The 26811-nt window shown below is 63.6% G+C and carries 22 protein-coding genes; 9 read left to right on the forward strand and 13 right to left on the reverse strand.

What is annotated here, in order from left to right:
- Positions 1 to 921: 921 nt before the first annotated feature.
- The 4 genes from ACTJLC_RS24945 to ACTJLC_RS24960 form a co-directional block, all read right to left on the reverse strand.
- Complete coding sequence (locus tag ACTJLC_RS24945) at positions 922 to 1737, reverse strand: ABC transporter permease subunit (protein WP_114162564.1); 816 nt, start codon at positions 1735 to 1737, stop codon at positions 922 to 924.
- Positions 1737 to 2666: an ABC transporter permease subunit gene (locus ACTJLC_RS24950; RefSeq protein WP_310133431.1), complete on the reverse strand. Its 930-nt coding sequence runs from the start codon at positions 2664 to 2666 to the stop codon at positions 1737 to 1739. The genes ACTJLC_RS24945 and ACTJLC_RS24950 overlap by 1 nt, the downstream gene beginning before the upstream one ends.
- Positions 2663 to 3829, reverse strand: a complete 1167-nt coding sequence (locus tag ACTJLC_RS24955; protein WP_440845523.1) for an ABC transporter ATP-binding protein — start codon at positions 3827 to 3829, stop codon at positions 2663 to 2665. Before ACTJLC_RS24955 ends, ACTJLC_RS24950 begins: the two co-directional genes overlap by 4 nt.
- 92 nt (positions 3830 to 3921) lie before the next feature.
- Positions 3922 to 5022, reverse strand: a complete 1101-nt coding sequence (locus ACTJLC_RS24960) for a polyamine ABC transporter substrate-binding protein (RefSeq protein WP_073428098.1) — start codon at positions 5020 to 5022, stop codon at positions 3922 to 3924.
- Positions 5023 to 5637: 615 nt separating this feature from the next.
- On the opposite strand from ACTJLC_RS24960, the gene ACTJLC_RS24965 reads away from it, so the two are divergent.
- From ACTJLC_RS24965 to ACTJLC_RS24975, 3 genes are all read left to right on the forward strand, one after another.
- Positions 5638 to 6942, forward strand: a complete 1305-nt coding sequence (locus tag ACTJLC_RS24965; RefSeq protein ID WP_073428097.1) for an Nramp family divalent metal transporter — start codon at positions 5638 to 5640, stop codon at positions 6940 to 6942.
- 547 nt (positions 6943 to 7489) lie between these two features.
- The gene (locus ACTJLC_RS24970) at positions 7490 to 8860 is read left to right on the forward strand and encodes a phospholipase A (RefSeq protein WP_083083785.1); all 1371 of its coding nucleotides are present in this window, start codon (positions 7490 to 7492) and stop codon (positions 8858 to 8860) included.
- Between the two features lie 71 nt (positions 8861 to 8931).
- Positions 8932 to 9135 (forward strand): DUF1289 domain-containing protein, encoded by a 204-nt coding sequence (locus ACTJLC_RS24975; protein ID WP_073428095.1) that lies wholly within the window; start codon positions 8932 to 8934, stop codon positions 9133 to 9135.
- A 34-nt stretch (positions 9136 to 9169) separates the two neighbouring features.
- Here ACTJLC_RS24975 and ACTJLC_RS24980 read toward each other — a convergent pair whose 3' ends face one another.
- From ACTJLC_RS24980 to ACTJLC_RS24995, 4 genes are all read right to left on the reverse strand, one after another.
- Positions 9170 to 9838 carry an OmpW/AlkL family protein gene (locus ACTJLC_RS24980; protein WP_073428094.1) on the reverse strand — a complete coding sequence of 223 codons (669 nt, stop codon included), beginning with the start codon at positions 9836 to 9838 and terminating at the stop codon, positions 9170 to 9172.
- Between the two features lie 70 nt (positions 9839 to 9908).
- Complete coding sequence (locus tag ACTJLC_RS24985) at positions 9909 to 11099, reverse strand: NAD(P)H-dependent flavin oxidoreductase (protein ID WP_073428093.1); 1191 nt, start codon at positions 11097 to 11099, stop codon at positions 9909 to 9911.
- Positions 11100 to 11227: 128 nt separating this feature from the next.
- On the reverse strand, positions 11228 to 12652 hold the full coding sequence (locus tag ACTJLC_RS24990) for an aldehyde dehydrogenase family protein (RefSeq protein ID WP_440845527.1): 1425 nt from the start codon (positions 12650 to 12652) through the stop codon (positions 11228 to 11230).
- A 152-nt stretch (positions 12653 to 12804) separates the two neighbouring features.
- Positions 12805 to 14397 carry an ABC-F family ATPase gene (locus ACTJLC_RS24995; protein ID WP_310133446.1) on the reverse strand — a complete coding sequence of 531 codons (1593 nt, stop codon included), beginning with the start codon at positions 14395 to 14397 and terminating at the stop codon, positions 12805 to 12807.
- Between the two features lie 290 nt (positions 14398 to 14687).
- On the opposite strand from ACTJLC_RS24995, the gene ACTJLC_RS25000 reads away from it, so the two are divergent.
- Positions 14688 to 14894, forward strand: a complete 207-nt coding sequence (locus tag ACTJLC_RS25000; protein ID WP_073428090.1) for a dodecin — start codon at positions 14688 to 14690, stop codon at positions 14892 to 14894.
- A 147-nt stretch (positions 14895 to 15041) separates the two neighbouring features.
- Here the strand turns inward: ACTJLC_RS25000 and ACTJLC_RS25005 are convergent, their stop codons facing one another.
- The 4 genes from ACTJLC_RS25005 to ACTJLC_RS25020 all read right to left on the reverse strand — a co-directional run bounded on the left by ACTJLC_RS25005 (position 15042) and on the right by ACTJLC_RS25020 (position 19977).
- The gene (locus tag ACTJLC_RS25005) at positions 15042 to 16148 is read right to left on the reverse strand and encodes a BMP family ABC transporter substrate-binding protein (RefSeq protein WP_073428089.1); all 1107 of its coding nucleotides are present in this window, start codon (positions 16146 to 16148) and stop codon (positions 15042 to 15044) included.
- 68 nt (positions 16149 to 16216) lie between these two features.
- Complete coding sequence (locus tag ACTJLC_RS25010) at positions 16217 to 17146, reverse strand: ABC transporter permease (RefSeq protein WP_440845530.1); 930 nt, start codon at positions 17144 to 17146, stop codon at positions 16217 to 16219.
- Positions 17147 to 17224: 78 nt separating this feature from the next.
- Positions 17225 to 18331 (reverse strand): ABC transporter permease, encoded by a 1107-nt coding sequence (locus ACTJLC_RS25015; protein ID WP_073428087.1) that lies wholly within the window; start codon positions 18329 to 18331, stop codon positions 17225 to 17227.
- A gap of 44 nt (positions 18332 to 18375) precedes the next feature.
- Positions 18376 to 19977 carry an ABC transporter ATP-binding protein gene (locus ACTJLC_RS25020; RefSeq protein WP_310124587.1) on the reverse strand — a complete coding sequence of 534 codons (1602 nt, stop codon included), beginning with the start codon at positions 19975 to 19977 and terminating at the stop codon, positions 18376 to 18378.
- A gap of 250 nt (positions 19978 to 20227) precedes the next feature.
- Between ACTJLC_RS25020 and ACTJLC_RS25025 the strand changes: the two genes are divergently transcribed.
- On the forward strand, positions 20228 to 21160 hold the full coding sequence (locus ACTJLC_RS25025) for a LysR substrate-binding domain-containing protein (RefSeq protein ID WP_073428085.1): 933 nt from the start codon (positions 20228 to 20230) through the stop codon (positions 21158 to 21160).
- Between the two features lie 71 nt (positions 21161 to 21231).
- Here the strand turns inward: ACTJLC_RS25025 and ACTJLC_RS25030 are convergent, their stop codons facing one another.
- Entirely contained in the window at positions 21232 to 22620 is a 1389-nt protein-coding gene (locus tag ACTJLC_RS25030; protein WP_310133452.1) for an 8-oxoguanine deaminase, read from the reverse strand.
- A 537-nt stretch (positions 22621 to 23157) separates the two neighbouring features.
- Between ACTJLC_RS25030 and uraH the strand changes: the two genes are divergently transcribed.
- The 4 genes from uraH to ACTJLC_RS25050 all read left to right on the forward strand — a co-directional run bounded on the left by uraH (position 23158) and on the right by ACTJLC_RS25050 (position 26766).
- Positions 23158 to 23511 carry a hydroxyisourate hydrolase gene (gene uraH / locus ACTJLC_RS25035; RefSeq protein WP_073428083.1) on the forward strand — a complete coding sequence of 118 codons (354 nt, stop codon included), beginning with the start codon at positions 23158 to 23160 and terminating at the stop codon, positions 23509 to 23511.
- 199 nt (positions 23512 to 23710) lie between these two features.
- Complete coding sequence (locus tag ACTJLC_RS25040) at positions 23711 to 24904, forward strand: urate hydroxylase PuuD (protein ID WP_073428082.1); 1194 nt, start codon at positions 23711 to 23713, stop codon at positions 24902 to 24904.
- Positions 24905 to 25147: 243 nt separating this feature from the next.
- Positions 25148 to 25414, forward strand: coding sequence for a helix-turn-helix domain-containing protein (locus tag ACTJLC_RS25045; protein WP_073428123.1), 267 nt, complete (start codon positions 25148 to 25150; stop codon positions 25412 to 25414).
- Complete coding sequence (locus ACTJLC_RS25050; protein ID WP_073428081.1) at positions 25411 to 26766, forward strand: type II toxin-antitoxin system HipA family toxin; 1356 nt, start codon at positions 25411 to 25413, stop codon at positions 26764 to 26766. Before ACTJLC_RS25045 ends, ACTJLC_RS25050 begins: the two co-directional genes overlap by 4 nt.
- The last annotated feature ends 45 nt before the right edge of the window (positions 26767 to 26811 follow it).

Consider the following 26811-nt stretch of genomic DNA (forward strand, 5'->3'; position numbering starts at 1 on the left):
CCTCGGTTGGAGATTATCCCCTTTAGAGGTGTCCAGAGTCATTGGACCACTACACACCTACTTTTCTTTGCCGGCCGCAAAGAAAAGTAGGCAAAAGAAAGCGGCTCACACCGCTAATTCTTAAGTGGGTCTCCTGGCTTGGAGGGGGCAGTGGTGCATCTGGAATCGGTGCTCTCGCGCATTCCGCGCTGGTGACACAGCAGTCATTCTTCCGGCGGCGCTGCGCGCGCCGTCGCGGTGCTTCATTTGAACCGCGGGCAGGTTTCGCGGGCAGCAGTACTTTTTCAAACCGCCTGCGCTGCATGCTAGCCGTCGCTTTACGGAACGGGCGAGTTGCTCCGTTCCTCGGTGCGCCATCAGATTACTGGCACCGTCGCGGTGCTTCATGGGAATGGCCCGCTGCGATGGACGCTCGTTGCTGCGCAAAGCCGTTTCGGTAACAACGCGACATTCCCATTTGCGTGCATCGATGCGACCGGCCGTTGGTCATATTTCGCGTAAGTGACCAAGCCGTCATTAGCTCCCCGCACTGCGTGCGTCGAGAATGGGTCTGCCCCGGAAAACAATGGAAATTCTCCCGCCGTGGGAGCCGTCGGCTTCGCCTGGCCCACACGCCGAAACGGAGGGAAGAAGCACCGCGACGGCGCGCGCAGCGCCGCCGGAAAAATGACTGCTGTGTCACCAGCGCGGAATGCGCGAGAGCACGGATTCCAGATGCACCACGATCCCCTCCAAGCCAGGAGACCCACTTAAGAATTAGCGGTGTGAGCCGCTTTCTTTTGCCTACTTTTCTTTGCGGCCGGCAAAGAAAAGTAGGTGCCGCCCCGCACAGGGGCATCGCCAATAGACCACTAAGACAACAAGGAAAGCCCACCACCACAAGCAACCCAACCAACCGCCGAAAAGGCAAAAAAAAACCGGCTACCCCACTACAACCCTCTTCCTCTCCGCCCGCTGCATAAAATAATTAACCGCCACAACCCCAACAGTAACCACAGCAATAAACAAAGTAGCCAGCGCATTCATCTCAGGATTCAACCCCAGCCGAACGCGAGAAAAAACCACTAGCGGCAGCGTAGTCGACCCAGGCCCGGACAGGAATGCCGACAAAACCAGATCATCGATCGACAAGGTAAACGACAACAACCACCCCGAAACAAGCGCCTGCGAAATCAACGGCAACGTAATGGAGAAAAACACCCGCAGCGGCGTCGCCCCGAGATCCAGCGCGGCCTCTTCGAGAGAAGGATGCAACTCCCTCACACGCGACTGCACGATGATCGCCACATACGAAATACACAGCATCACATGCCCGATCCAGATCGTGAAGATGCCACGCCCCGCCGGCCACCCGAACCACTTCGCCATTTCGATGAACAGCAGCAGCAGCGAAATCCCCTGAATCACCTCGGGAATCACCAGCGGCGCATTGATCATCCCCGTGTACAGCGTAAAGCCGCGGAACCGTCCCATTCGCGCCAGCACGAAGCCCGCCCACGTGCCGATGATCACCGACGCAAACGCCGTCAGCAACGCCACCCGCAATGACAGCCACGCCGCCGCGATCAGTTCTTCATCCTGCAGCAACGCCGCATACCAGCGCGTGGAAAAGCGCGTCCAGACCGTCACGAGTTGCGATTCGTTGAACGAATACACGATCAGACTCACGATCGGCACATACAGAAACAGAAAGCCCAGCCCCAACGCAATGAACTGCAAAACCCGGTTCGGCTTCATCAGCGCCTTTCCTCCATCGCCTTCGCCTGCGCGTACTGGAAAAACGCCATCGGCACCAATAACAGCAACACCATCGCGCACGTCACCGCGGAGGCCATCGGCCAATCGGCATTGTCGAAGAACTCATTCCACATCACGCGGCCGATCATCAGCGTATTCGCGCCGCCGAGCAATTCGGGAATCACGTACTCACCCACCGCCGGAATGAACACCAGCAGACAACCGGCGATGATGCCGTTCTTCGACAGCGGCAAGGTGATCTGCCAGAACGCTTTCCACGGCCTCGCGCCGAGGTCGTAAGCGGCTTCCAGCAAGGTCATGTCCATCTTCACCAGATGCGCGTACAGCGGCATGACGAGAAACGGCAGGTAGGAATACACCATGCCGATATACACCGCGGTATTCGTGTGATACAGCTCGATCGGCGTATGAATCACGCCGATCGACATCAGGAAGTTATTCAGCAAGCCGTTGTTCTTCAGAATGCCGATCCACGCATACACGCGAATCAGAAACGACGTCCAGAACGGCAGCATCACGGCCATCATCAGCAGATTCCGGCTCGCCGGATTCGAGCGCGCGATGTAATACGCCATCGGATAGCCGATCAGCAAACACAGCACCGTCGAAATCGCGGCGACCACCACCGAATTCACATAGGTCGCGAAATAGAGGCTGTCGGTGAGCAGAAACGCGTAATGCGAGAAGTCGAGCGTGATGCGAAGCGCGCCTTCCGCGAAGTTCGTCAACTCCGTGTAGGGCGGAATGCCAAGCTGCAAATCGGCGAAGCTGATCTTCACGACCAGCAGGAACGGCACCAGAAAAAACAGCAGCAGCCAGATGAACGGGCCGGCCACCACCGCGGTGCGCCCGGTCAGATTGAAGCGGCGCACCGGCCAGCTTGCGAAGGCATTGAGCGGGCGCTTCATGACGTCAGCACCATGCCGGCCGATGCGCTCCAGCGCACATACACTTCGTCGCCCCAGGTAGGCGGATCGATTTCCGTCAACGCAAGGCTCGTCACGTTCGCGATCACCGTTTTGCCGGCTTCGAGCTTCACGTGATACAGCGAATAGCCGCCCATGTAAGCGATATTCGTGACGACGCCCTTGCCCCAGTTGTACGCGCCCTCGGGCGGCTTGCGCGTGAGCGCGATGCGCTCGGGCCGCACCGAGATCGTCACCGGCATGCCGAGCGGACCGGTGATGCCGTGATTCACGTACAGCCGGCACGACAGGTCGGACGTTTCGATGAACACATGATCGGGCTCGTCCTCGACGGTATGGCCGTCGAACAGATTGGTCGAGCCGATGAACTCCGCCGAAAAACGGCTGTTCGGATACTCGTACACCTCATGCGGCGTGCCGAGCTGCACGATCTCGCCTTCGCTCATCACGGCGAGGCGGCTCGCCATCGTCATCGCCTCTTCCTGATCGTGCGTGACCATGATGCAGGTCACGCCCACCTTGTCGAGAATGTTGACCAGTTCGATCTGCGTGCGCTGACGGATCTGCTTGTCGAGCGCGGACATCGGCTCGTCGAGCAGCAGCAGCTTCGGCCGCTTGACGAGCGATCGCGCGAGCGCCACGCGCTGCTGTTGACCGCCGGAAAGCTGATGCGGCTTGCGCTTCGCGAAGCGGCCCATCTGCACGAGATCGAGCGCGGCCTGCACGCGATCCTTGAGCTCCGCTTTCGGCACGCCTTCCTGCTTCAGACCGAAGGCGACGTTCGTCTCCACGGTCATGTGCGGAAACAGCGCGTACGACTGGAACATCATGTTGACCGGCCGACGGTACGGCGGCAATTGCGCGAGATCCTCGCCGTCGATCAGGATCTTGCCCGAGGTCACGCTTTCGAGGCCGGCCAGCATGCGCAGCAAGGTCGACTTGCCGCAACCGGAACTGCCGAGCAGCGCGAACAGCTCGCCCTTCTTCACCGACAGGTTGACCCCCTTGAGCGCCACGGTCTCGCCGAACTTCTTCACGACATCGACGATCTGGACGAAGTTATCGGCTGCGTCGCCCGTAGCGGCGTTAAGGCCCGGCGACGGCGCGGCCGACCCTGCCAGCGCGCCCGACTGGTCACTACTCATCACAATGCTTTACTCCGGCGTTTGACGAACAAAGCCCCCGGTGAACACCGAGGGCTTCATGATGATGCTTACCCGTTCATGGAAGCCGCGGGTCAGCGGCCGGACTTGAATTCAGTCCACAGCCGCGTTTGCAGCCGCTGGACTTCCGGCGGCAGCGGCTTCAGCAGGAACAGCGTCTTGATGACGTCGGGCGGCGGATACACGGCCGGGTCGCTCGCCACGTCCTTGTCCACGTACTTGCGCGCCTCGAGGTTCGCGCTCGGGTAGTAGACGGCATTGGTGATCGCGGCGTGAACCTGCGGCGTTTCGATGTAGTTGATCCACTCGTGCGCGGCTTCCTTGTTCTTCGCATCCTTCGGAATCGCCATCACGTCGAACCACACCGGGGCGCCGCCCTTCGGAATGTAGTACTCGATCTTGTAGGCCTTCTTCGCTTCGGCCGCGCGGTGCTTCGCGATCACCACGTCGCCCGACCAGCCGTATGCGAAGCAGACGTCGCCGCCGACCAGGTCGTTGATGTAGCCCGACGAGTTGAACTGCGTGATGTACGGACGGATCTTCTTCAACATCGCGAGCGCGGCGCGGTAGTCGGCCGGGTTCGTGCTCATCGGATCCTTGCCGATGTAGTGCAGCGCGGCGGCGAACATCTGGTCCGGCGCGTCGAGCACGGACACGCCGCAGGCCTTCAGCTTCGAGATGTTTTCCGGCTTGAAGAGCACGTCCCAGTTATCGAGCGGCACGTTCTTGCCGAGAATCTGCTGGACCTTGGTGACGTTGTAGCCGAGGCCGGTCGTGCCGTAAGCCCAGGGCACCGTGTACTTGTTGCCCGGATCGGCGCCGGCGACGAGCGCCATCAGCGAGGGGTCGAGGTACTTGAGGTTCGGCAGCTTCGATTTGTCGAGCGGTGAAAAGATGCCCGCGGCGATCTGCTTGCCGGCGTAATTGCTGGTCGGCACGACGATGTCGTAGCCGGAATTGCCGGTGAGGAGCTTGGCTTGCAGCGTGTCGTCGCTGTCGTAGTTGTCGTATTTGACCTGGACGCCGCTCTGCTTGGTGAAGTTCGGAATGGTGTCCTTGGCGATGTAATCGGACCAGTTATACACGTTCAGTTGCGTATCCTTCGCAACGGCCGTCAACCACGGCGCCGCGCACAAGACCAGCGCCGCCACTTGCCCCACTACCCGTCTTTTCATTCCGTTCTCCGATCGTGGCCGGCGCGAGCCGACCGTCGCCACCCATGCCGCGGCACAGCGCACACGGCTCCCCTGAAAAATCCGAAAACTACCATCAATTATTGCGCGGTCCAAAAAAAATGCCCGCCTGTCGCGCAAACGGTACAGCGTAAGCCGCGCGCTGGAAAATTGCGCGCAATTTTAGCGGGTTATCGGCGCCTGTCCACCCGAAAAAAAGATCGACGGCGGCGGCGCGGCCTTCTCTTGCTCCGGTCGCGGCGTTCGGGGCTTGCGTCGCTCTCGTTGGAAGCGGCCGGCGGAGAGGCGGGTTGTGCGCCGTTTGCGCGTCGGTTCGTGCGTCGTTCCCGCGTCGGTTCGTGCGCCGTTCCTCCATCGTTCCAGCGTCGGTTCCCGCGTCGATTCCCGCGCCGTTCGCGCGTCTTTATGCGAACCGGCTAGCGTCTCGGCAAGCGCGAGCCGCCTCGCGTTCGTCGGCGCACAATAGCTGCCAGAGATCCGAACGACAACGCGCCGGCAATCCCGCGGCCGCGCCGGACCTCTCGCCGCCCCCGCGTGCCCGACCCGCCGCGGGCACGTGGCTTGCGAAGCCATGCAGTCTTTACGCTCAGGGCATCGATGAACACCAATCCATTCGCGTTGCGCCCCAATCGCCGCCCTCGTCTGCCGGATGGCGGGCCGGCACGTCCAGCGCATTGGTTTTCGTTCGTCGGCGCGGGCGCGCTGATCGCGGTCGGCTATGTCGATCCGGGCAACTGGGCGACCGCGCTCGGCGCCGGTGCGGGCTACGGCTATCGGCTGCTCGGCATGGTGCTGCTGTCGAGCCTGATGGCGATGCTGCTGCAATGGCTGTCCTCGCGCCTCGGCGTCGTGACCGGGCGCGATCTCGCGCAGGTCTGCCGCGAGCGCACCGGCCGGCGCGGCACGCTGTTCCTATGGCTCACGAGCGAGGTCGCGATCATCGCGTGCGACGTCGCGGAGGTGGTCGGCAGCGCCGTCGCGTTGCAATTGCTGCTGGGCGTCTCGCTGACGGTCGGCGTGCTGATGTCGGCGGTCTGCACGTTCGCGCTCCTCGCGCTCCAGCAGAAAGGCGGCCGCAAGCTCGAAGCGGTGATCGCGACGCTGATCGGTTTCGTCGGCCTGTGTTTCGTGGTGGAACTGGCGCTGGCCGATCCCGACTGGCACGCCGCGCTGGCCGGCACGGTGCCGAGCGCCGAGTTGCTGCGCAATGCGGGCATGGTGTGGCTGGCGGCGGGCATCGTCGGCGCGACGGTGATGCCGCACAACCTCTATCTGCACTCCGCGCTCGTCAAGCAGCACGCGCCGGGCGGCAGCGACCCCGAGATCAAGGCCGCGTTGCACGTCGTCAATATCGACACCTTCGCTTCCCTTTCGTTTGCCTTCGTGATCAACGCGGCGCTGCTGATCGTGTCGGCTGCGGTGTTCCATGCGAACGGCCATCGCGACATCACCGATCTCGCCGACGCCCACCGGCTGATCGCGCCGCTGGTCGGCACGCCCTGGGCCAGCATCCTGTTCGCGGCGGCGCTGCTCGCGTGCGGCTTGAGCGCGACCGTCACCGGCACCTTGGCCGGTCAGGCGGTGATGGAAGGCTTTTTGCGCATCCGCCTGCCGCGCTGGAAGCGCGCGCTGCTCACCCGCGCGCTGGCGATCGGACCGGCGCTCTTCGCGGTCGCGCTGTTCGGCCAGCACGGGTCGAATCAATTGCTGGTGGCAAGCCAGGTGGTGCTGAGTCTGCAGTTGCCGCTCGCGGTGGTGCCGCTGATCCGCTACACGTCGAACGCCGGGCTGATGGGCGACTGGCGCGTGCGCGGCGTGCCGCTCGTGCTGGCGTGGCTGTGCGCCACGCTGATCCTCGTGATCAACGGCACGCTGCTGTGGCAGTTGGCGTTCGGAGAATGAAGCGGGTTGATGGTGTGGGTGATGAAGCTTGGCTTTGAAGCCGGGCTGTGAAGCCGGCTATGAAGCCGGGCCATGAAGTCGGCTTGAAGCCGGCTGTGAAGTCGGCTGTGAAGTCGGCTGTGAAGTCGGGTTGCGAAGCCGGGCCATGAAGTCGGCTAAGAAGCCGGGCTATGAAGTCGGGTTGTGAAGCCAAGCTACGAAGCCGCGCTATGAAACCGGCCTCTGAAGCCGCGCTACGAAGCCACGCCCCAAGGCTCGACCATCAACCAACCCACGCGACCTTTTCGCGCCCCCGGCTCCGGATGAAGTAAATTGGCGAGCATCGCCTGAGTATTTCGCCATAATCGGCGATGCCGCCCTCGGCCCGCGCCCCGCCGGCCAGGGCCTCAAGCTCGCGGCAGCGGCCGCGCATCGCGCCGCTGCCTTTTTGTGCCACGTTCGCGCCCTCGCGCTTCCGCGCGTGCGTTCCGGCGTGCCGGTGCCCTGTCGCGATTCGACACCCGCCGCGCCGTTTCGCCCGCTGCCCTTGCTCCCTGGACGACAGCCCATGCGTTTCGCCGTTTCGCTCAATCGCCTCGCCCGTCTCAAGTCACCTCGAACTCGCCGTGCCAGCGCGCGCACGTCAAGCCGCACATCAAGCCGCACGTCACCCTTCGCGCCGCTGTTTCCGTTCCTCGCCATCGTCGTCATTGCCGCAACCGCGGCCACGCCGCGCGAGGCCCGGGCGACCGTCGCCATGCTGCAGCCGGCGCGCGTGGCCGCCGCCACCGAGCCGTTGCAAATCACGCTGCTCTATTCCGCCGACGACGCCAAACCCCTCACCGTCACCGTGCCGCCGACGATCCGCGTGAGACTGAACGGCGCCGAACGATCGCCGCAACCGCTCGACTTGCAGCGCGAAGCGGGCGTGCCCGACACGCTGCGCCTGAGGCCCGGCCAGTTCCGCAAGGTCCGCTTCTCCGCGCCGTGGCCCGAGTGGGCGCGCGGCGAAGTGCGGATCGATCCGGTCGGCTTCGACGCTTCGCCGGCACTCGTCGCAATCAACCGCGGGCCGCAACAGATCGCGATCGCCCAGGCCGAACGCACGGAAAGCCAGGCGAGCACCCCGGCGCAAGCCGCGGCCACCGCGGCGGCGGTCGACGGCCCGACCGGCGACGCGATGTCGCCGCCCGGCGACTCGCTCGCCACGCCCGGACGCGGCGTGCTCGCCCACGTCTCCTACTACGACCCGATGTACATCGCCGCCGGCCACAACGGCGACACGAACGCGCGGCTGCAATTCAGCTTCAAATACCGCCTCATGATGCCGGACGACCTGCGCTCGAAAGCCTTTCTCGACAACGTCTATTTCGCCTATACGCAGACCTCGATCTGGAACCTGTCCGCCGACTCGCGGCCGTTCCGCGATACGACTTATAGTCCGCAATTCTTCTACTACGTGCCGGACACGGGCTGGCGCAGTTCGTGGTTCACGCGCATGGGGTTCGCCGCGGGGCTGAGCCACGAATCGAACGGCAAAGGCGGCGCGGACTCGCGCAGCATCAACATGCCTTTTATCCGGCCGACGTGGGAATTCGGCGATCTGACGGGCAATCACCTGAGCGTCTCGCCGAAAATCTATTACTACCTCGGCAAGAGCAGCAACCCCGACATCGCCGACTATCGCGGCTACGTCGACCTGCTGGTCAAATACGGCAGCCCGGACGGCTGGCAACTCGCGACCACCCTGCGCAAGGGCACCAGGCACTGGTACGGCAGCATCGACACGCAATTCACCTATCCGCTCGCCAAACTGCTGGGCAGCGCGTGGGGCGGCTATCTGTGGGTCGGCTATTTCAACGGTTATGGCGAGGATCTGCTGGATTACAACAACCGCCAGCACTGGATGGCGCGCATCGGCTACAGCATCGCGCGCTGAAAGCGGGGCAAGGGGCGCGCGCCGCATCGTTTAACATAGCGGAACTTCGCTTCTTCGCCCCAAGGTTTCCGATGGCTTCGAATCTCCATGACCTACCCGACAGCCCCTGCATCGGCGTCTGCTCCACGCTCTTCGACGAGGTGTGCAAAGGCTGCGGCCGCACCGCCACCGAGGTCTCCAACTGGGTGTTTCTGAGCGACGAGGAAAAGCGCGCGGTGTGGGTACGGATCGAGCAGGACGGCACCGCCATGCGCTTTCAGAACGACAAGCTGTAGTCCCTCTCCCGCTCCCTCTTCCTGGCGGTGGCGCTCAGAACCGCATGCCGACACCCAACCCCACGATCACCGGATCGATGCTCAAGCGGCCAAGCGACTGACCGCCGAGCGACGCATCCGTATGCATCCAGATCTTCTTGATGTCCGCGTTGACGAACAGCGACCTGGTCACCTGCACGTCCACGCCCGCCTGCAACGCGGGGCCGAAGCTGTGATTGGTGACCGAGATCGGCTGGCCGCCCACGTTCGCGCCGTTGTTATAGAACAGCGTGTAGTTGATGCCCGCGCCGACATAGGGGCGAATGCGCCCGGCATGATTGAAGTGATATTGCAGCAGCAGCGTGGGCGGCAACACGTTCACGCCGCCGAGATTGCCGAGGCTCGACGTCAGTTGATGGCGCGACGTGGCGAGAATCAGCTCGACGCCGAGATAATCGCGGATCATGTAAGTCAGATCCAGTTCCGGCACGATCGCGTTGTTCACGCCCACGTTGAGCGCCGACAGCGATTGCGTGGTGTCCACGTTCGGCATGATGCTGATCGCGCGCAAACGCACCAGCACGTCGCCGGCGTGAATGCCGCTGATCGGATCATCGCCCGCGGCCTGCGCCTGCGGCGCGAGAAGGCCCGCGCATAACAGGCTCGCCGCGACGGCGGCGGCCTTGATGCTCAGCCCGAGAACGTTTCTGTACGAGTGCTTCATGTGATTCCCCTCTTGTTGGTGTGGACATGGGGATTGTCGAAGCTCTCGTCAGCCCCTACGTTGACCGGTATCAACCCAGGAAAAACGCCCAGCGCCCTGCGACCGACGGTCGCGTTGCGCCGGTCAGCAGCAGTTCGATCAGATCGTGCACGCTGCGAATGGCCGAGCCGAACGGCAAGGCCTCGCGGCCGCGGAAGAACAGGCCGTTGGCGACGTCGCCGCGCAATGCCGCGGCGAGCCGCGTGTCGATGCAGAAGTGGCCGAACTTCTCGATACCGTCGCGCCAGCCGCACACGCTCAGGCATTCGAGCGCGGTCGGACAGGCATGTTTGAGCGCGCCGACCTTCTCGCGGATCTTCGTTTCCTGGCGCAGATAGCGCACCAGCCAAGGCGTCTTCACGGCACGCGCGGGCAGCCCCGTCACGCTGACGAATTCGACGATGTCCTCGGGCGCGGCTTCGGCCAGCACGCGCTTGAAGTTCGGATGCGCGTCGCCTTCCTCGGTGACGGCGAACGGCGTGCCGAGTTGCACGCCGTTCGCCCCGGCGTCGAGCAGTTCGCGCACCGCTTCATGACTATTGATGCCGCCCGCGACGATCAGCGGTACGTCGTCACGCTTCAGGCCGAGCGAGGTGAAGACCGTCTCGAGTTCCTCGAGAACGCGCACGAAGTCGAAGCGTCGATCGTGCATGTCGGCAAGATGGGTGACGCCGAGATGGCCGCCTGCGTGCGCCGGATGTTCGATCACCACGGCGTCGGGCAAGCGGCCTTTTTTCATCCACTTCTTCAGCATGAGCGCGACGCCGCGGCTATCCGAGAGAATCGGAATCAGCGCGATGTCGTGGCCTTGGGTCATATCCGGCAAATCGAGCGGCAGACCCGCACCCATGACGATTGCGTGCGCGCCGCTCTCGCACGCGACGCGCACGTAGTCCGCCTGCGCGCTGACTGCCTTCATCACGTTCACGGCGATCATGCCGCGGCCTTCGCTGAGTGCCTTCGCGGCATGAATCTCGCGGGCCAGCGCGGTCAGATTCGCCTGCTCCAGAGTCGCCCGGTCCGGCGACTGAGCGCAGCGTTCGAGCAAGTCGGGATGGTGATGGCGCAAGTCGATGCTGGCGATGGTGCCGAGCGCGCCCTCGCGGGCAACGCTGCCGGCAAGGCGATGGGCGGAGATACCGACGCCCATGCCGCCCTGCACGATAGGCAGTAACGAGCGGCCGCGGATGATGAGCGGTGGAAAGGAATGAGAAGTGAGCATGGCGCCCCGAGCGGTGACTATCGAAACGCAGATAATCGACCGTCGGGTGCGGCTTGCGTTGCGCTGGATCAACGAGCCTGTTCGCGACTTCAGCGCTTGTGATGCCTAGTTGACGCCGGTCATGCGGATCACAGCTTGAATTGCATGGATTTGAACTCGAGGTATTCGTCGAGTCCATAGACGCCGTTCTCGCGCCCGAACCCCGACTGCTTGAAACCGCCGAACGGCGCGGCCATATTCCACGCTCCGCCGTTGATGTCGACCTGCCCTGTGCGAATGCGCCGCGCGACGCCGGCCGCGCGCTCATCGCTGCCGGCCCATACCGCGCCGCCGAGTCCATAGGGTGAGTCATTGGCGATTCGCACGGCTTCTTCCTCGTCCTTGTATGTGAGGATCGAGAGCACCGGGCCGAAGATTTCCTCTTGCGCGATCGTCGCCTTCGGATGCACGCGGCCGAATACCGTCGGCTTCACGAAAAAGCCTCTGGATAAACCATCCGGCAGACCCGTCCCGCCGGTCACGAGTTCAGCGCCCTCCTCGACGCCCTTCGCGATGTATTGCTGCACACGCGACTGCTGGAGCGCCGAAGCCAACGGTCCGAGCCGGGTCGTCTCGTTGTGCGGATCGCCGGCGACGTACGCCTCGGCGGCCTGCTTCGCGAGCGCGCGCGCTTCGTCGTAGCGCGCCTCGGGCACCAGCATGCGCGTGTGGGCGGAGCAGGTTTGTCCGGAGTTCAGGAAGCATGCGTCGACGGTGCCCTTCACCGCCGCCGCGAAATTCGCATCGTCGAGGATGACCGAGGCCGATTTGCCGCCGAGTTCGAGCGCAACGCGCTTGACCGTCGCCGACGCCAGCTCGGACACCCGCTTGCCGGCGCGCGTCGAACCGGTGAACGACACCATGTCGACCGACGGATGGCTCGCGAGCACCTCGCCCACCACCGGTCCGTAACCGCTCACCAGATTGAACACGCCGGCCGGCAAGCCGGCTTCGTGGATCGCCTCGGCGAGCACGAACGCATTCAACGGCGCGACCTCCGACGGCTTGAGCACCACCGTGCAGCCCGCGGCGAGCGCCGCGGCGACCTTCAGCGTGATCTGGTTGAGCGGATAGTTCCACGGCGTGATCGCCGCCACCACGCCGACCGGCTCGCGCACCACCAGCGAATTGCCGACGCGCTCCTCGAACTGGAACTCCGCTGCGAGCTTCGCGTAGGCACCCCAGTTGTAGATCGGGCTGCCCACCTGAATCGCGCGCGCGAGTTTCAACGGCATGCCGACTTCGCCGGCGATCAGCGCGGCCAGTTCGTCGGTGCGCGCCTTCAGGTTCGCTGCGATCTTGCGCAGATAGTCGCCGCGTTCGGCGGGCGGCGTCGCGGCCCAGGCGTCGAAGGCGACGCGCGCGGCGGCAATCGCGTTTTCCGCATCGGCTTCGATGCCTTCCGGGATGCGGCCCATGATCTCCTCGGTGCCCGAGTCGATCACGTCGATCGTGCCGGTGCCGCACGGCGCGATCCATTTGCCGTCGATATAGAGCTTGTCGTAGGTCTTCATGATGGTCCGTCCGTGGCTCGGGATTGATCTTTCCATTCTAGTCAGCGCTGCGATGCCTGACGGTGTGCAATCTTCGGGCCATGAAAAAAGCCCGCTTCGAGGAAGCGGGCCTGGCGGTGTCACATGACGCTTGGGCGAGAGGCTTGAAAACCTTACTGCACGCCCTGGCTCAACAGGAAATCTTCATAGTTGCCGCCAAAGTCGTTCAGCGTGCCGTTGGTCTTCACTTCGATGATGCGATTCGCCAGTCCGCTCACGAACTCCCGGTCGTGGGAGACGAAAATCAGCGTGCCTTCGAACTTGTCGAGCGCGATTTGCAGCGATTCGATCGACTCCATGTCCATGTGGTTGGTCGGCTCGTCCATCAGCAGCACGTTGTGGCGGCCCAGCATCAGCTTGCCCCAGATCATGCGGCCCTTCTCGCCGCCGGACAGCACCTTCACCGACTTGCGGATATCGTCCGCATTGAACAGCAGCCGGCCGAGCGTGCCGCGCACCATCTGCTCGTCGTCGCCTTCCTTGCGGTACGTGTCGATCCAGTCCATCAGCGTGACGTCGTCGGGAAATTCCTCGTAGGTATCCTGCGGCATGTAGCCGACGTTCGCGTTCTCGGCCCACTTCACGGTGCCGTGGTCGAGTTGCAGCTTGCCGAGCAGCGCGCGCAGCAGCGTGGTCTTGCCCGCGCCGTTCTCGCCGATGATCGCGATCCGCTCGCCCGGCTGCACGCTGATGCTGAAGTCGTTGAAGATGGTGCGCTCGTACTTCTTCGTGATGCGCTCGGCGACCACCGCGATGTTGTGCAGCTTCTTCTCGTACTCGAAGCGAATGAACGGGTTCTGCCGCGACGACGGCTTGAATTCCTCGATCTTGATCTTGTCGATCATCTTCAGACGGCTGGTGGCCTGGCGCGCCTTCGACTTGTTGGCCGAGAAGCGGCGCACGAAGTCCTGCAGATCGGCCACACGTTCCTTCGCCTTCGCGTTGGCGTTCTGCTGACGCTCGCGCGCCTGCGTGCTCGCCAGCATGTAGTCGTCGTAATTGCCCGGATAGACCTTCAGCGTGCCGTAATCCATGTCCGCCATGTGCGTGCAGACCTGGTTCAGGAAGTGGCGATCGTGCGAGATGATGATCATCGTCGAGTTGTACTGGTTCAGCACGTCTTCCAGCCAACGGATCGAGTTGATGTCCAGGTTGTTGGTCGGCTCGTCGAGCAGCAGCACGTCCGGCTTCGAGAACAGCGCCTGCGCGAGCAGCACGCGCAGTTTCCAGCCCGGCGCCACGTTGCTCATCGGGCCGTCGTGGTCTTCGATCGCGATGCCGATGCCGAGCAGCAGCTCACCCGCGCGCGCCTCGGCCGTATAGCCGTCGTACTCGGCGAACTTCGCTTCGAGTTCGGCGGCGTGCATGTAGTCGTCGTCGGTGGCGTCGGGGTTCGCGTAGATCGCGTCGCGCTCGGTCATCGCGGCCCACATTTCGGTGTGGCCCATCATCACGACGTCGAGCACGCGCACGTCTTCATAAGCGAACTGGTCCTGGCGCAATTTACCGAGGCGCACGTTCGGCTCGAGCATCACGTTGCCCGAGCTCGGCTCCAGATCGCCACCCAGAATCTTCATGAAGGTGGATTTACCGCAGCCGTTCGCACCGATCAGGCCATAGCGGTTCCCTTCCCCGAATTTGACCGAGATGTTCTCGAAGAGGGGCTTTGGCCCGAATTGCATGGTGATATTGGCGGTAGACAGCACGGCGCGTCCCTTTGAATGTGATATCGGCGAAAAACCGCATATTTTAGCAGGTTATCGCGAATTTAACCTGCGCGCGCGGCCTACGGCCGGGCCTCAGCGCCGCGCGGCGCGGGCCGCGCGTCCACGAAGGCGTGGCGAATGGCCCGCCTGGCCTCGCGTTCGCCACCCGTCCCATTTATCGGGTACGCGACGTGCGACAACGCTCGTTCGAACGGCGAACGGTGCCGGCGGCGCGCGCGATCCGTTGCCTATACTTTTTGGACACCCACGAAGAGGAAAGGAGGAAGTTCATGTCAGACCACGTCTACAAGCAGATCGAACTCACGGGTTCGTCGACCAAATCGATCGACGACGCCATCAGCACCGCGATCGCCAGAGCGTCGAAAACCTTGCGCAACCTGCACTGGTTCGAAGTCACGGAAACGCGGGGCCAGATCGAGGACGACAAAGTCGCTTACTGGCAGGTGACCATCAAGGTCGGCTTGCGTATCGAGTAACGCGGCGTTGCGCTTGCCTGCTACGCAAAACCCGAAGCGCCGAAACGAAAAAAGCTGCGTCCGCATTGGACGCAGCTCCTTGCACAGCGTGCTAAAAGCGCTTGCGCGCCGATCACCACGCGCGTCGGTCGCGAGCCCCTGGCTTATTTATTTCGGCAGCGAGCCGTCCACGCCTTCCACATACCAGTTCAGACGTTGCAGTTCGGGATCGGTCAGCGTCTTGCCGGCCGGCACCTTCACCGCGCCCGCCTGATCCTTGATCGGGCCCGCGAACACGTCCCACTTGCCGCCCGCCAGTTCGTCGCGCTTCGCGGCGACCTTCTTCTGCGCGTCGGCCGGCAGCGCCGACGTGTTCAGGTCTTCGAGATCCACGGCCTTGTGCGGAATCCCCCACCACACCGGATCGTTCTTCCACTTGCCGTCCAGCACCTGCTGGATCGCCGCGTTGTAATACACGCCCCAGTGCGCGACCACCGAACCGAGGTGCGCGTCGGGCCCGAACTTCTTCATGTTCGAATCCCAGCCGAACGCGTGCACGTGCTTGGCCGATGCGGTCGCGAGCGTGGCGCTCGAATCGGTGTTTTGCAGCAGCACGTCGGCGCCCTGGCCGATCAGCGTTTCAGCGGCCTGCTTCTCCTTGCCCGGATCGAACCAGCTATTGATCCAGATGACCTTGGTATGCACCTTCGGATTCACCGAGCGCGCGCCGAGCGTGTACGCGTTGATGTTGCGGATCACCTCGGGAATCGGCACCGAGGCGACGAAGCCGAGCGTGTTGGTCTTCGTCACGTAGCCCGCGGCGACGCCGGCCAGATACGCGCCCTGATACATGCGCACGTCGTAGGTGCCGAAGTTCGGCGCCTTCTTGTAGCCGGTTGCGTGCAGGAACACGGTGTCGGGAAAATCTTTCGCGACCTTGAGTTCGAAATCCTGGTAGCCGAAGCTCGAACCGATGATGATCTTGTTGCCCTTGTTCGCCAGATCGCGGAACACGCGCTCGGAGTCGGCCGATTCGGGCACGTTCTCGATGCGGGTGATCTTGACCTTGCCGCCGAACTTCGCTTCGGCTTCCTTCGAGCCCTGATCGTGCGCGAAGGTCCAGCCGGCATCGCCCGGATTGCCCAGGTAGACGAACGCAACGCCCGGCGCCTCCGCGGCCTGCGCGCTTTGCGCGAGCGGCGCGCTCAACGCCGCCCCCAGCGCCAGCGACGCCGCGCCCCCCGCGAAAGCGGTCAGCAGATTGCTTCTCTTCATGTTTTCTCCTGTCGTGTCTGTCGAATGTGAGTGTGTCGAATCAATGAAACGTGCGCCTGGCTGCGCAATCAGCCCGCCGAGAAAAACGGCCTGCCGAGCGATGCTGGCGCATTCAGGCGAATGGTGTTCGGGTTGCGCGAAATCAGCACCAGCACGACGACCGTCGCGACGTACGGCAGCATCGCGAGGAATTGCGTCGGCACGGGCACGCCGATCGCCTGCGCGTAAAACTGCAGGCCCGTCACGGCGCCGAACAGCAGCGCGCCGATCAGCAGACGACCCGGCCGCCACGTCGCGAACACCACCAGCGCGAGCGCGATCCAGCCGCGGCCGGAGGTCAGCTGTTCTTGCCACAAATGCAGATTGACGATCGAGTAATAGCCGCCCGCGAGTCCCGCCATGCCGCCGCCGAAGGCCACCGCGCCGTAGCGCACGCCGACCACCGGAAAGCCGACCGAATGCGCGACTTGCGGCGATTCGCCGACCGAGCGCAGCACGAGGCCCGCGCGCGTGCGATAGAGGAACCAGCCGATCACGGCGAACATCAGGAACGCGAGATAGTCGAGCGGCGTGAGGCTGAAGAACGCGGGACCGATGACCGGAATCTTCGAGAGGCCGGGAATGGTCCACGTTCCGATCGTCTCGCGCACGGCGGCCGACGTGTACGGCTTGCCGACATAGGCGGACAGGCCGATGCCGAAGATCGTCAGCGACAAGCCGGTGGCGACCTGGTTGGCGAGCATCGTGAGCGTGAGGAACGCGAACAGCAGCGACATCGCGAGACCCGCGCCGATCGCGGCGAGCACGCCGAGCCACGGGTTGCCGGTGATCGCGGTGACCGCGTAGCCGGTCACCGCGCCCATCAGCATCATGCCTTCGACACCGAGGTTCAGAACGCCCGACTTCTCGGTGACGAGTTCGCCCGCGCCCGCGAACATCAGCGGAATCGCGGCGGTGACGGCGCCCGAGGTGAGCGCGCTGGCTTGTTGAATATCCATGAGATCCGGCGTGAAAAATCAGTGAGCCAATGAGTCAGCCGATCAGCGAGCCAATCGGCGAATGAGCGAGTGAGCCGATCAGTGAACCTGCGGCGCCAGCGAACGGCGGCGCACGCGGTAGTTCACGAACAGGTCGGCGCCCAGCAGGCAGAACAGCAGAAGCCCCTGGAACACGCCGGAGAGCGCCTGCGGCAACTGCATCGAGGTCTGCACCGCTTCGCCGCCGAGGTACAGCAGCGCCATCAGCAGGCTCGCGAGCACGATGCCGAGCGGATGCAGCCGTCCGACGAACACGACGATGATCGCGGTGAAGCCATAGCCCGGCGACCACGTGGCCTGCAACTGGCCGATCGGGCCGGAAATCTCGCCCATGCCGGCGAGGCCCGCGAGGCCGCCGCTGATGAGCAGCGACGTCCAGATGGTTTTCTTGTCGGAGAAACCGGCGTAGCGCGCGGCGAGCGGGGCGAGACCGCCGACGTTCATCCGGTAGCCCGCGAAGCTCTTGCGCATGAACAGCCACACGAGCGGAATCGCGATCAGCGTGACGAACAGCGACGCGTTCAGACGCGTGCCGCGCAGCCATTTCCAGTGCCAGTCGCCGGAAAAAGTCGGATACAGCGCGTCGCCGCCGAACATTTCGGAGAGCGGGAAATTCATGCCTTGCGGATCGCGCCACGGGCCGCTCACCAGATAGATCAGCAATTGCGTCGCCACATACGTGAGCATCAGGCTGACCAGAATCTCGTTGGTGTTGAAGCGGCTTTTGAGCAGCGCGGGAATGGCGGCCCACGCCATGCCGCCGAGCACGCCGGCCGCCATCATGGTCGGCAGAATCCACCAGCCGGTGGCCTGATCGAAATAGATCGCGACGCCGCTCGCGGCGATGCCGCCCAGCAGCATCTGCCCTTCCGCGCCGATGTTCCAGACGTTGGCGCGATAGCCGATCGCGAGGCCGAGGCCGATCAGGCACAGCGGCGACGCTTTCAGCAGCAGTTCGGACCAACCGTTCACGCTGGCAAGCGGCTCGATGAAAAACGCGTGCATTGCCTGCAGCGGATCACGGCCGACGAGGCCGAAGATCAGAAAGCCGATCGCGAGCGTGAGCAACGCGGCGATCAGCGGCACGGCAAGCTGCATCGCGCGCGAGGGCGTGGTGCGTGCTTCGAGTCGATACGGAAGAATCATGGGTAGCGTGTCGTTATGTTGGGTTCTAGCGGTGCCGATCCGCTTCAGGCGTGCGCCGGCTGTTCCGCCGAAGGCGCCGCGCCCTCGCGGTCGCCGAACAGGCCCGCCATCCAGCGGCCGATTTCCTCGGCGTTGGTCGCGCCGGTGGCGCGCACCGGCGAGAGCTTGCCGCGCGCGAGCACCGCGATCCGGTCGCAGATGTCGAACAGTTCCTCCAGTTCCTCGGAGATCACCAGGATCGCCACGCCGCGCGCCGACAAATCCAGCAACTGCTGACGAATGAACGCCGCCGCGCCGACGTCGACGCCCCAGGTCGGCTGCGCGACCACCAGCACCTTGGGAGACTGCAATATCTCGCGGCCCATGATGTATTTCTGCAGATTGCCGCCCGAAAGACTTTGCGCCAACGCTTCCGAGCCGCCGCAGCGCACGTCGAAAGCTTCGATGCAGCGCCTCGCGAACGCGCGCATCGCGCCCGCCTTGATCCAGCCGGAATTCACCATCTGCTGCCGATGCGCGGTGAGCAGCGCGTTCTCCGACAGCGTCATCGCCGGCACCGCGCCGCGACCCAGCCGCTCTTCCGGCACGAAGCCGAAGCCGAGCGCGCGCCGCGCGCCCGCGCCGAGCCGCCCCGCCGGCTTGCCGCAGATCGTGACCGCATCGGCGCGCACACCGCGCTTTTCGCCCGATAGCGCCGACAGCAATTCGGCCTGCCCGTTGCCCGACACGCCCGCGATGCCGAATATCTCGCCGGCATGCACGCCGAACGACACGTTCTCGAGCGAGGTGCCGAACGGATCGTCGCTCGTCACCGACAACCGTTGCACGTCGAGCAGCACCGCGCCCGGCTTGTGCTCACGACGCGTGTAATCCGGCAGCGAATGACCGACCATCAACTGCGCGAGCGACGCATGCGTTTCCTCTTTCGGCTTCACGTGACCGGTCACGCGGCCGCCGCGCATCACGGTGGCGGTGTCGCACAGTTCCTGGATCTCGTCGAGCTTATGGCTGATGTAGAGAATGCTGCAGCCTTCGGCGGCGAGCCGCCGCAGCGTCTCGAACAGCTTGCGCACCGCTTGCGGCGTGAGCACCGAAGTCGGTTCGTCCATGATCAGCAGGCGCGGGTTCTGCAACAGACAGCGCACGATCTCCACGCGTTGCCGCTCGCCCACCGTCAGGCTATGCACGTGACGCTGCGGGTCGATGTCGAGGCCGTAATCGGCGGAGACTTCGCGAATACGTTTGGACAGCGTCTTCAGGTCGAAGGGCTCGTCGAGCGCGAGCGCGATGTTTTCGCCGACCGTGAGCGTCTCGAACAGCGAAAAGTGCTGGAACACCATGCCGATGCCGAGCTTGCGCGCCGCCGCCGGACTCGCGATCTCGACCGCCTCGCCTTCCCAGCGAATCTCGCCGGCGTCGGGCCGCACCGCGCCGTAGATGATCTTCATCAGCGTGCTCTTGCCGGCGCCGTTTTCGCCGAGCACCGCATGGATTTCACCCGGCGCGACGATCAACGTGACGTCGTCGTTGGCGCGCACGGCCGGGTACTGTTTGGTGATGCCCTCGAGCACCAGCCGGGGCGCCGCCTGTTCCGGCGTCGTTGCCGGCTGCGCGGCGGCGCCGTCGCTATAAGAAGAGTCGCTCATGTGTTTCCGTAGTACGTCGGTGACTGCCGGTTACAACGCGTCCGCCCGCCTTGCCGGCAGACGATCCGTCACCACAACCGGATGACGATACCTAATTCGACCCACCCAGTCGAGCCTTCAAAATTCCCGCAAACCCGCGCCACTGCTTGCTTTGCGGGTATGCCACCCTTGACGCGGTTTTTCGTCCATATTAAAACGCATATACCCACACGCCCATTCGATCAGCCAGAACATATATTTCGGAGAAGTCATGAGCCAGCAACGCGAGGCGATCGATACCTACCTGCTACGCGTCTTGCACACCCTCTTGATGGAGCGCAGCGTGACACGCGCCGCCGTCAAGCTGAATCAATCGCAACCCGCCATCAGCGCCGCGCTGCGCCGTTTGCGCGACATCACCGGCGACCCGCTGCTGGTGCGCGGCAAATCCGGCATGGTGCCGACCGAATACGGCCTGCGCCTGCTCGAACCGGTGCAGAACGCGCTGCGCGAAATCGAGCGCATCAAGTTCCAGCAGCACAACTTCGATCCGGCGACCTCGATCCGCTGCTATCGCATCGGCTGCCCGGACTACCTGAACGTGCTGTTCGTGCCGACAGTGGTCGAACGCTTTCGCCAGGCCGCGCCGAACGCGACGCTCGAATTCCATTCGCTCGGCCCCGCCTTCGACTATGAACTCGCGCTCGAGGACGGCAAGCTCGACATCGTGGTCGGCAACTGGCCCGAGCCGCCGGAGCAATTGCATCTGTCGAATCTGTTCGTCGATCAGATCGTCTGCCTGATGAGCAACGCGCATCCGTTCGCCAAACGCGGCGGGCTCACGCTCGACCAGTACCTCAATGCACCGCATCTCGCGCCGACTCCGTATTCGGTGGGCCAGCGCGGCGCGATCGACGTGCACCTCGCGCGTGAGCGCCTGAAGCGTCACGTGGTCGTCACGTTGCCGTACTTCAACCTGGCGCCGTATGTGCTGATCAAGTCCGATCTGATCTTCACGACAACGCGTCTCTTTGCCGATTACTACGCGAAGTTCCTGCCGCTCACCGTGGTGCCCGCCCCGCTCGATTTCCCGCCGATGCAGTACTACCAGTTGTGGCACGAACGCGTGCACTACTCCGACGAAGTACGCTGGCTGCGCGGTCTGGTCGCCGAGGCGACCCGGACGTTGATCGACAAGCCCTGAAACCCTGGCGCTCCGCTATCGGCATCCAGGCTGCATGCATGCCGATAACATCGCTTGCCGTTCTTGCGGTTTTACGCCGCCGCCTCGTAAAGCGTCCGCGCCAAGCGGTTGTGCCGCTCGATGACCGGTCCGAGTTCCAGCGTCGTCAACCGTCCGTCCTTCACGACTACCCTGCCGCCGATCACGCTGTAGCTCACCTGCGACGGCGCGCAGAACACCAGCGCCGCGACCGGGTCGTGCAACGCGCCCGCGAAGAGCGGCTGACGCAGATCGAACGATACGAAGTCCGCCGCCAGGCCCGGCGCCAAGGCGCCGATGTCGTCGCGACCGAGCACCTGCGCGCCGCCGAGCGTCGCGATTTCCAGGGCTTCGCGCGCGGTCATCGCATCCGGGCCGAAACCGACTCGCTGCAACAGCAGCGCCTGACGCACTTCCGCGATCATCTGCGCGCCGTCGTTCGATGCCGAACCGTCGACGCCCAATCCCACCGGCACGCCCGCAAGACGCATCCGCTTGACCGGCGCGATGCCCGACGCGAGCCGCATGTTCGAGCACGGACAGTGCGCGACGCCCGTGCCGGTGCGCGCGAATAGTTCGATGCCGGTTTCGTCGAGTTGCACGCAGTGCGCGTGCCAAACGTCATGGCCGACCCAGCCGAGGTCTTCCGCATATTCGGCCGGCGTCATGCCGAACTTCTCGCGGCTGTACGCGATGTCGTTGACGTTTTCCGCGAGATGCGTGTGCAGCGACACGCCGTATTGCCTTGCCATGACCGCCGATTCGCGCATCAGATCGCGGCTCACGGAAAACGGCGAGCATGGCGCGACCACGATACGCAGCATCGCGTAACGCCCTTCGTCGTGATACGTCTCGATCAGTCGCTGCGTGTCCCGCAAGATGTCCGCTTCACGTTCCACCACCGAATCCGGCGGCAAGCCGCCGTCTTTGCGGCCCACGCTCATGCTGCCGCGGGCCGCGTGAAAACGCATGCCGATCCGGCGCGCGGCCGCGATGCTGTCGTCGAGCCGGCTGCCGTTCGGGTAGATATACAAGTGATCGCTCGAGGTCGTGCAGCCGGAGAGCAACAGCTCCGCCATCGCGGTCAACGTCGAGACTTCGATCATTTCCGGCGTGAGGTTCGCCCACACCTTGTAGAGATTCGTCAGCCAGCCGAACAGCTCGGCGTTCTGCGCGGCGGGCAGCGCGCGCGTCAGGCTCTGATACATGTGGTGATGCGTGTTGACGAGCCCCGGAATCACCAGTTGACCGCGCATGTCCAGCACCTCGTCGGCGCTTGACGGCAACTCCGCCGTCGGGCCGACCGCGACGATGCGGTTGTCCTCGATATACAGGCCGCCGTCGCGCAGTTCGCGCCTCGCGCCGTCCATCGTGACCAGTACGTCCGCGTGCTTCACCAGCATCGTTCTTTTCGGCTCGTTGACCGCTTGCTCCATCGTCATTCGTTTCTCCGCTTCATGCTTGCCGTGCAAAGCCGTTCGAACGCGATGCGACGGCACGCTCGCCGTGCCGCCGCGTTCCGTCGAACGCCGTTGGCCCGGTTACCCAGCGTGTTTGCGCCGTCTTCGGGTGGCGCCGCGCGTGAGTCTGGTTAGGCTAAGGTTCGACTCGCGTTTGCTGCGGCGCACAGCCGTAACCTTCGACGGTCAAAATAACGCTGACAACTCGCGCCGGTGCGATACCCAACTTCACGCCGGCGATATAGTGGGTCTTTTTTGGCCCCGCTACGATCGAATCCACTGCACGGGTCGAACGAAACGGCTCGTGGCCGCTTCCAGCGGAGTGTCCGTCATGCGCCAGCTATTATCTTTCCTATCTCGCGCGCACCGACACGAACAAGCTTTTTACAATGGATGCCACGGCGCTCGCTTCATTTCGCCGACGGGTATGTAGCCACTGACGTGGAGCCTCGATCCGCCGCAACCGTATCTGGATCGGGCCGCCGCCGAAACCTCGCATTCACATAAGGAAAATTGCGAATGGGAAAGCTCACCACCCATGTGCTCGACACCGCGAACGGCCGTCCCGGCGCGGGCATCAAGGTCGAACTCTTCGCGCTCTCGGGCGACACGCGCCGCGCGCTCAAATCCACTCTCACCAATAGCGACGGCCGCTGCGATCAGCCGCTGCTCGAAGGCGACGCACTGGTCGCGGGCGAATACGAACTCGTATTCGGCGCCGGCGATTACTTCGCGTCGATCGGCGCGAAGGTGCCGGAGCCGCGTTTCGTCGACCGTGTGGTGCTGCGCTTCGGCGTGGCCGACCCCGCCGCGCACTATCACGTGCCGCTGCTGGTGTCGCCGTGGTCGTACAGCACGTATCGAGGCAGTTGAGGAAACACGTCATGGGGACGTGCGGTCCGCGTGCCCAGAACAACGGCGCCGTGCGAACTGAGCGCACCGCGTCTTTCACCCCGCATTCCGCGCGATCACGCGTTGCATGCCGATTACCCGCGCTCGGCGGGTCCCTGAAAAGGCAATCAAGGCACTCGCGTCGTCGCGCGATAAAACGAATCAGAAGTGGAGGAGTTTCATGGAAGGCTTTATCACCGACTGGCTGAATCTGGCGATTCGCTGGTTCCACGTCGTCGCCGCGATCGCATGGATCGGCGAGTCGTTCTATTTCGTCGCGCTCGACAACAGCCTCAAACCGCCGCAGGACCCGAACCAGCGCAAACGCGGCGTGTTCGGCGAACTGTGGCACGTGCACGGCGGCGGCTTCTACAACATGCAGAAGTACACCGTCGCGCCGCCGGAAATGCCGGAAGATCTGCACTGGTCGAAGTGGCCCTCGTACACCACGTGGCTGTCGGGCTTTGCACTCTTTACCGTGCTGTATCTGTTCTCGCCCACGACTTATCTGATCGACAAGAACGTGCTCGACATGGGTCCGGTGGTCGCGGTGGCCTCGGCGCTCGGCTTTCTCGCCGCGGGCTGGATCGTCTACGACTCGCTGTGCCGCATTCTCGGCAACCGGGATACGGTGCTCGGCATCTGCGTCGGCGCTTATGTGCTGATCGCGACGTGGCTCGCGTGCCATATCTTCGCGGGCCGCGCGGCTTACCTCATCATGGGCGCGATGCTGGCGACGATCATGTCGGCCAATGTGTTCTTCGTGATCATTCCGGGCCAGCGCAAGATGGTCGACGCGATGCTCAAGGGCGATACGCCGAATCCGGTCTACGGCAAGCGCGGCAAGCAGCGCTCGGTGCACAACACGTATTTCACGCTGCCGGTGGTGTTCGCGATGCTGTCGAATCACTACGCGATGACCTACACGCATCCGTACAACTGGGCGGTGCTCGTCATCATCATGCTGGCCGGCGCGCTGATCCGCCAGTTCTTCGTGATGCGTCACCGCGGCCAGGTGCTGTGGTATCTGCCGATAGTCGGCGTCGTGCTGATGTTCGGCGCGCTGTTCTGGACCATGCCCAAGCCGATGGTGCCGCAAGCGCAGGCCGCGAACGCGCCGGCGGTCAAGGTGGCCGACATCGCGCCGGTGCTGCAACAGCGCTGCGCCGCCTGCCATTCGGCGCATCCGACGATGATGGGCAGCGCGCCGGCCGGCGTGCTGCTCGATACGCCGGATGAAATCTCGCAGAACGCGCAGCGGATCTATCAGCAGGCGGTGACGTTGAAAGCGATGCCGCTCGGCAACGTCACGCACATGACCGACGAAGAGCGCATGAAGATCGCCGCGTGGTTCGAAGGCGGTGCGGTGAAGTAGTCGAATGGCCGGCGGGAGGCCCGGTTTCGGTGAGGTATGAGGCGGGTTTTTCGCGCGAGCGGGGAACCCGTTTTTATTTTGGGATTTGCGCAGCGACATTGCGTATAAATGTAGCCTTTGGGACACAAAAATCGATTTCTCCGCTGGTTTGTAGCCCTTGAGATACAAATTCTCGACCACGATTTGTCGCTCACGGGCTACAATAAAGATGAAATGATGAAAATTGAGGCCTTGGGGCTACAAATGACCAATCTCGCTGACGTCTCCGATATGCTGCGCGCCATACGGCGCGAAACCAGGCTCTCGCAAGAAGAACTGGCGCGCCGGGCCGGTGTTGCTCGCACTACGGTCGCACGCATGGAAACGCTCGCTAAAAACGACATGAGCGTGTCCGTCCTCGTACGCCTGCTCGAAGCGGCGGGCTACGATCTCAAGGTCGTGGCGCATGGGCACGCACGCACGCTCGAAGACATCCTCGCCGAGCAACGCATGCCGGATCAGAATTCATGAGGCTCGACGTCCAGGTGCTGGGCAAGAACGTCGCCACGCTGTTTCGCGAGCGTGACGACTATGTCCTCAAATACAACCGCGACGCGACGGCCGCCGACTTCGTCAGCCTGACCATGCCGGTGCGTGAAGAAGCGTGGCGCTGGCCGCGCGACCTGCATCCGTTTTTCCGGCAGAACCTGCCGGAAGGTTATCTGCTGAACCTGATTCGCGAACAATTCGGGCCCTTGCTCGACGGCACCGATCTCTCGCTGCTGGCCGTGGTGGGCGCGATGGGGATCGGACGCGTCACCGTCACACCCGAGGGCATGCCGCCAGGCACCGACCTGCAAGCGCTGGACGTGCGGGATATTCTGCACGGCGACAACACGGCCGAGCATTTCGCCGCATTGGTGCGCGACTACGCGCGCGCCGCCATTTCCGGCGCGGTGCCGAAGTTCATCGCGCCGCAAGCCCAGGCCCCCGGCACCTCCACGCCAATGCCGGTGACACTGGGCAAACCGACGATTCGCACGAGCCGCCATATCGTCAAAGGCTCCGACGACAACACGCCGTTTCTCGGCTTCAACGAGTTCCATTCGATGCGCGTACTCGAACGGCTCGGTGTGGCGCCGGTCGCGCGTACGCAGATGTCGGACGATGGCCGGGCGCTGATCGTCGAACGTTTCGACGTGGATGCGCACGGATTGCCGGCGTATGGTGTCGAGGACCTGTGCGGCCTGTTGGGCTTACCGCCGCATGAGAAATACAACTCCACCAGCGAAAAGATGCTCAATGCCGCGAAGGCCTATCTGCTCGATCGCGACAGCATGCGGCAGCAACTCGAACGGCTCGGCTGGCATCTGCTGACCAACTATGTCGTGCGCAACGCCGACTGTCATACGAAGAACATCGCGCTGCTCTACACGTCGGTGGACGACGTCACGTTCACGCCCGTCTACGACATCGTCACGACTCAGGCTTATCCGCGTTTCGCCGCCAACCCGCCGGGGCTTCCGATCGACGGCCGCAAAAGCTGGGCGGCCGGCAAAACACTGGAGCGTTTTTTCAACACCCGCATGGGGATTCCGCCGCGGCAATATGCGCAGATGGTCGAAGCATTGTGCGATTCGGCCGTCGCAGTCGGTCACGAGTTGATCGAAGCGGCACGCAACGAGTCGCCATGGCGCAACGTCGCCAAGCAGATGCTGCACGCATGGGACGACGGAATGACCTCATTGCGGTCGCCGAAAAAAAGCCTTCAGTTCAAGGGACTCAAACCGGCGATCGAAGCCGCCGGCTTTTCCGCACCTGAGCCGGCGGAACGCGCGCGTGAAGTAATCGGGCGCTCACCGCTACTCGCCAAGCGTGGCTGAACACGCCGATCCCGTCCATCGCCTGCGCTCACAAAAGCGAAAGCC

Origin of the sequence: Paraburkholderia sp. 22099 (genome assembly GCF_052045835.1) — a bacterium.
Taxonomy (GTDB): domain Bacteria; phylum Pseudomonadota; class Gammaproteobacteria; order Burkholderiales; family Burkholderiaceae; genus Paraburkholderia; species Paraburkholderia terricola.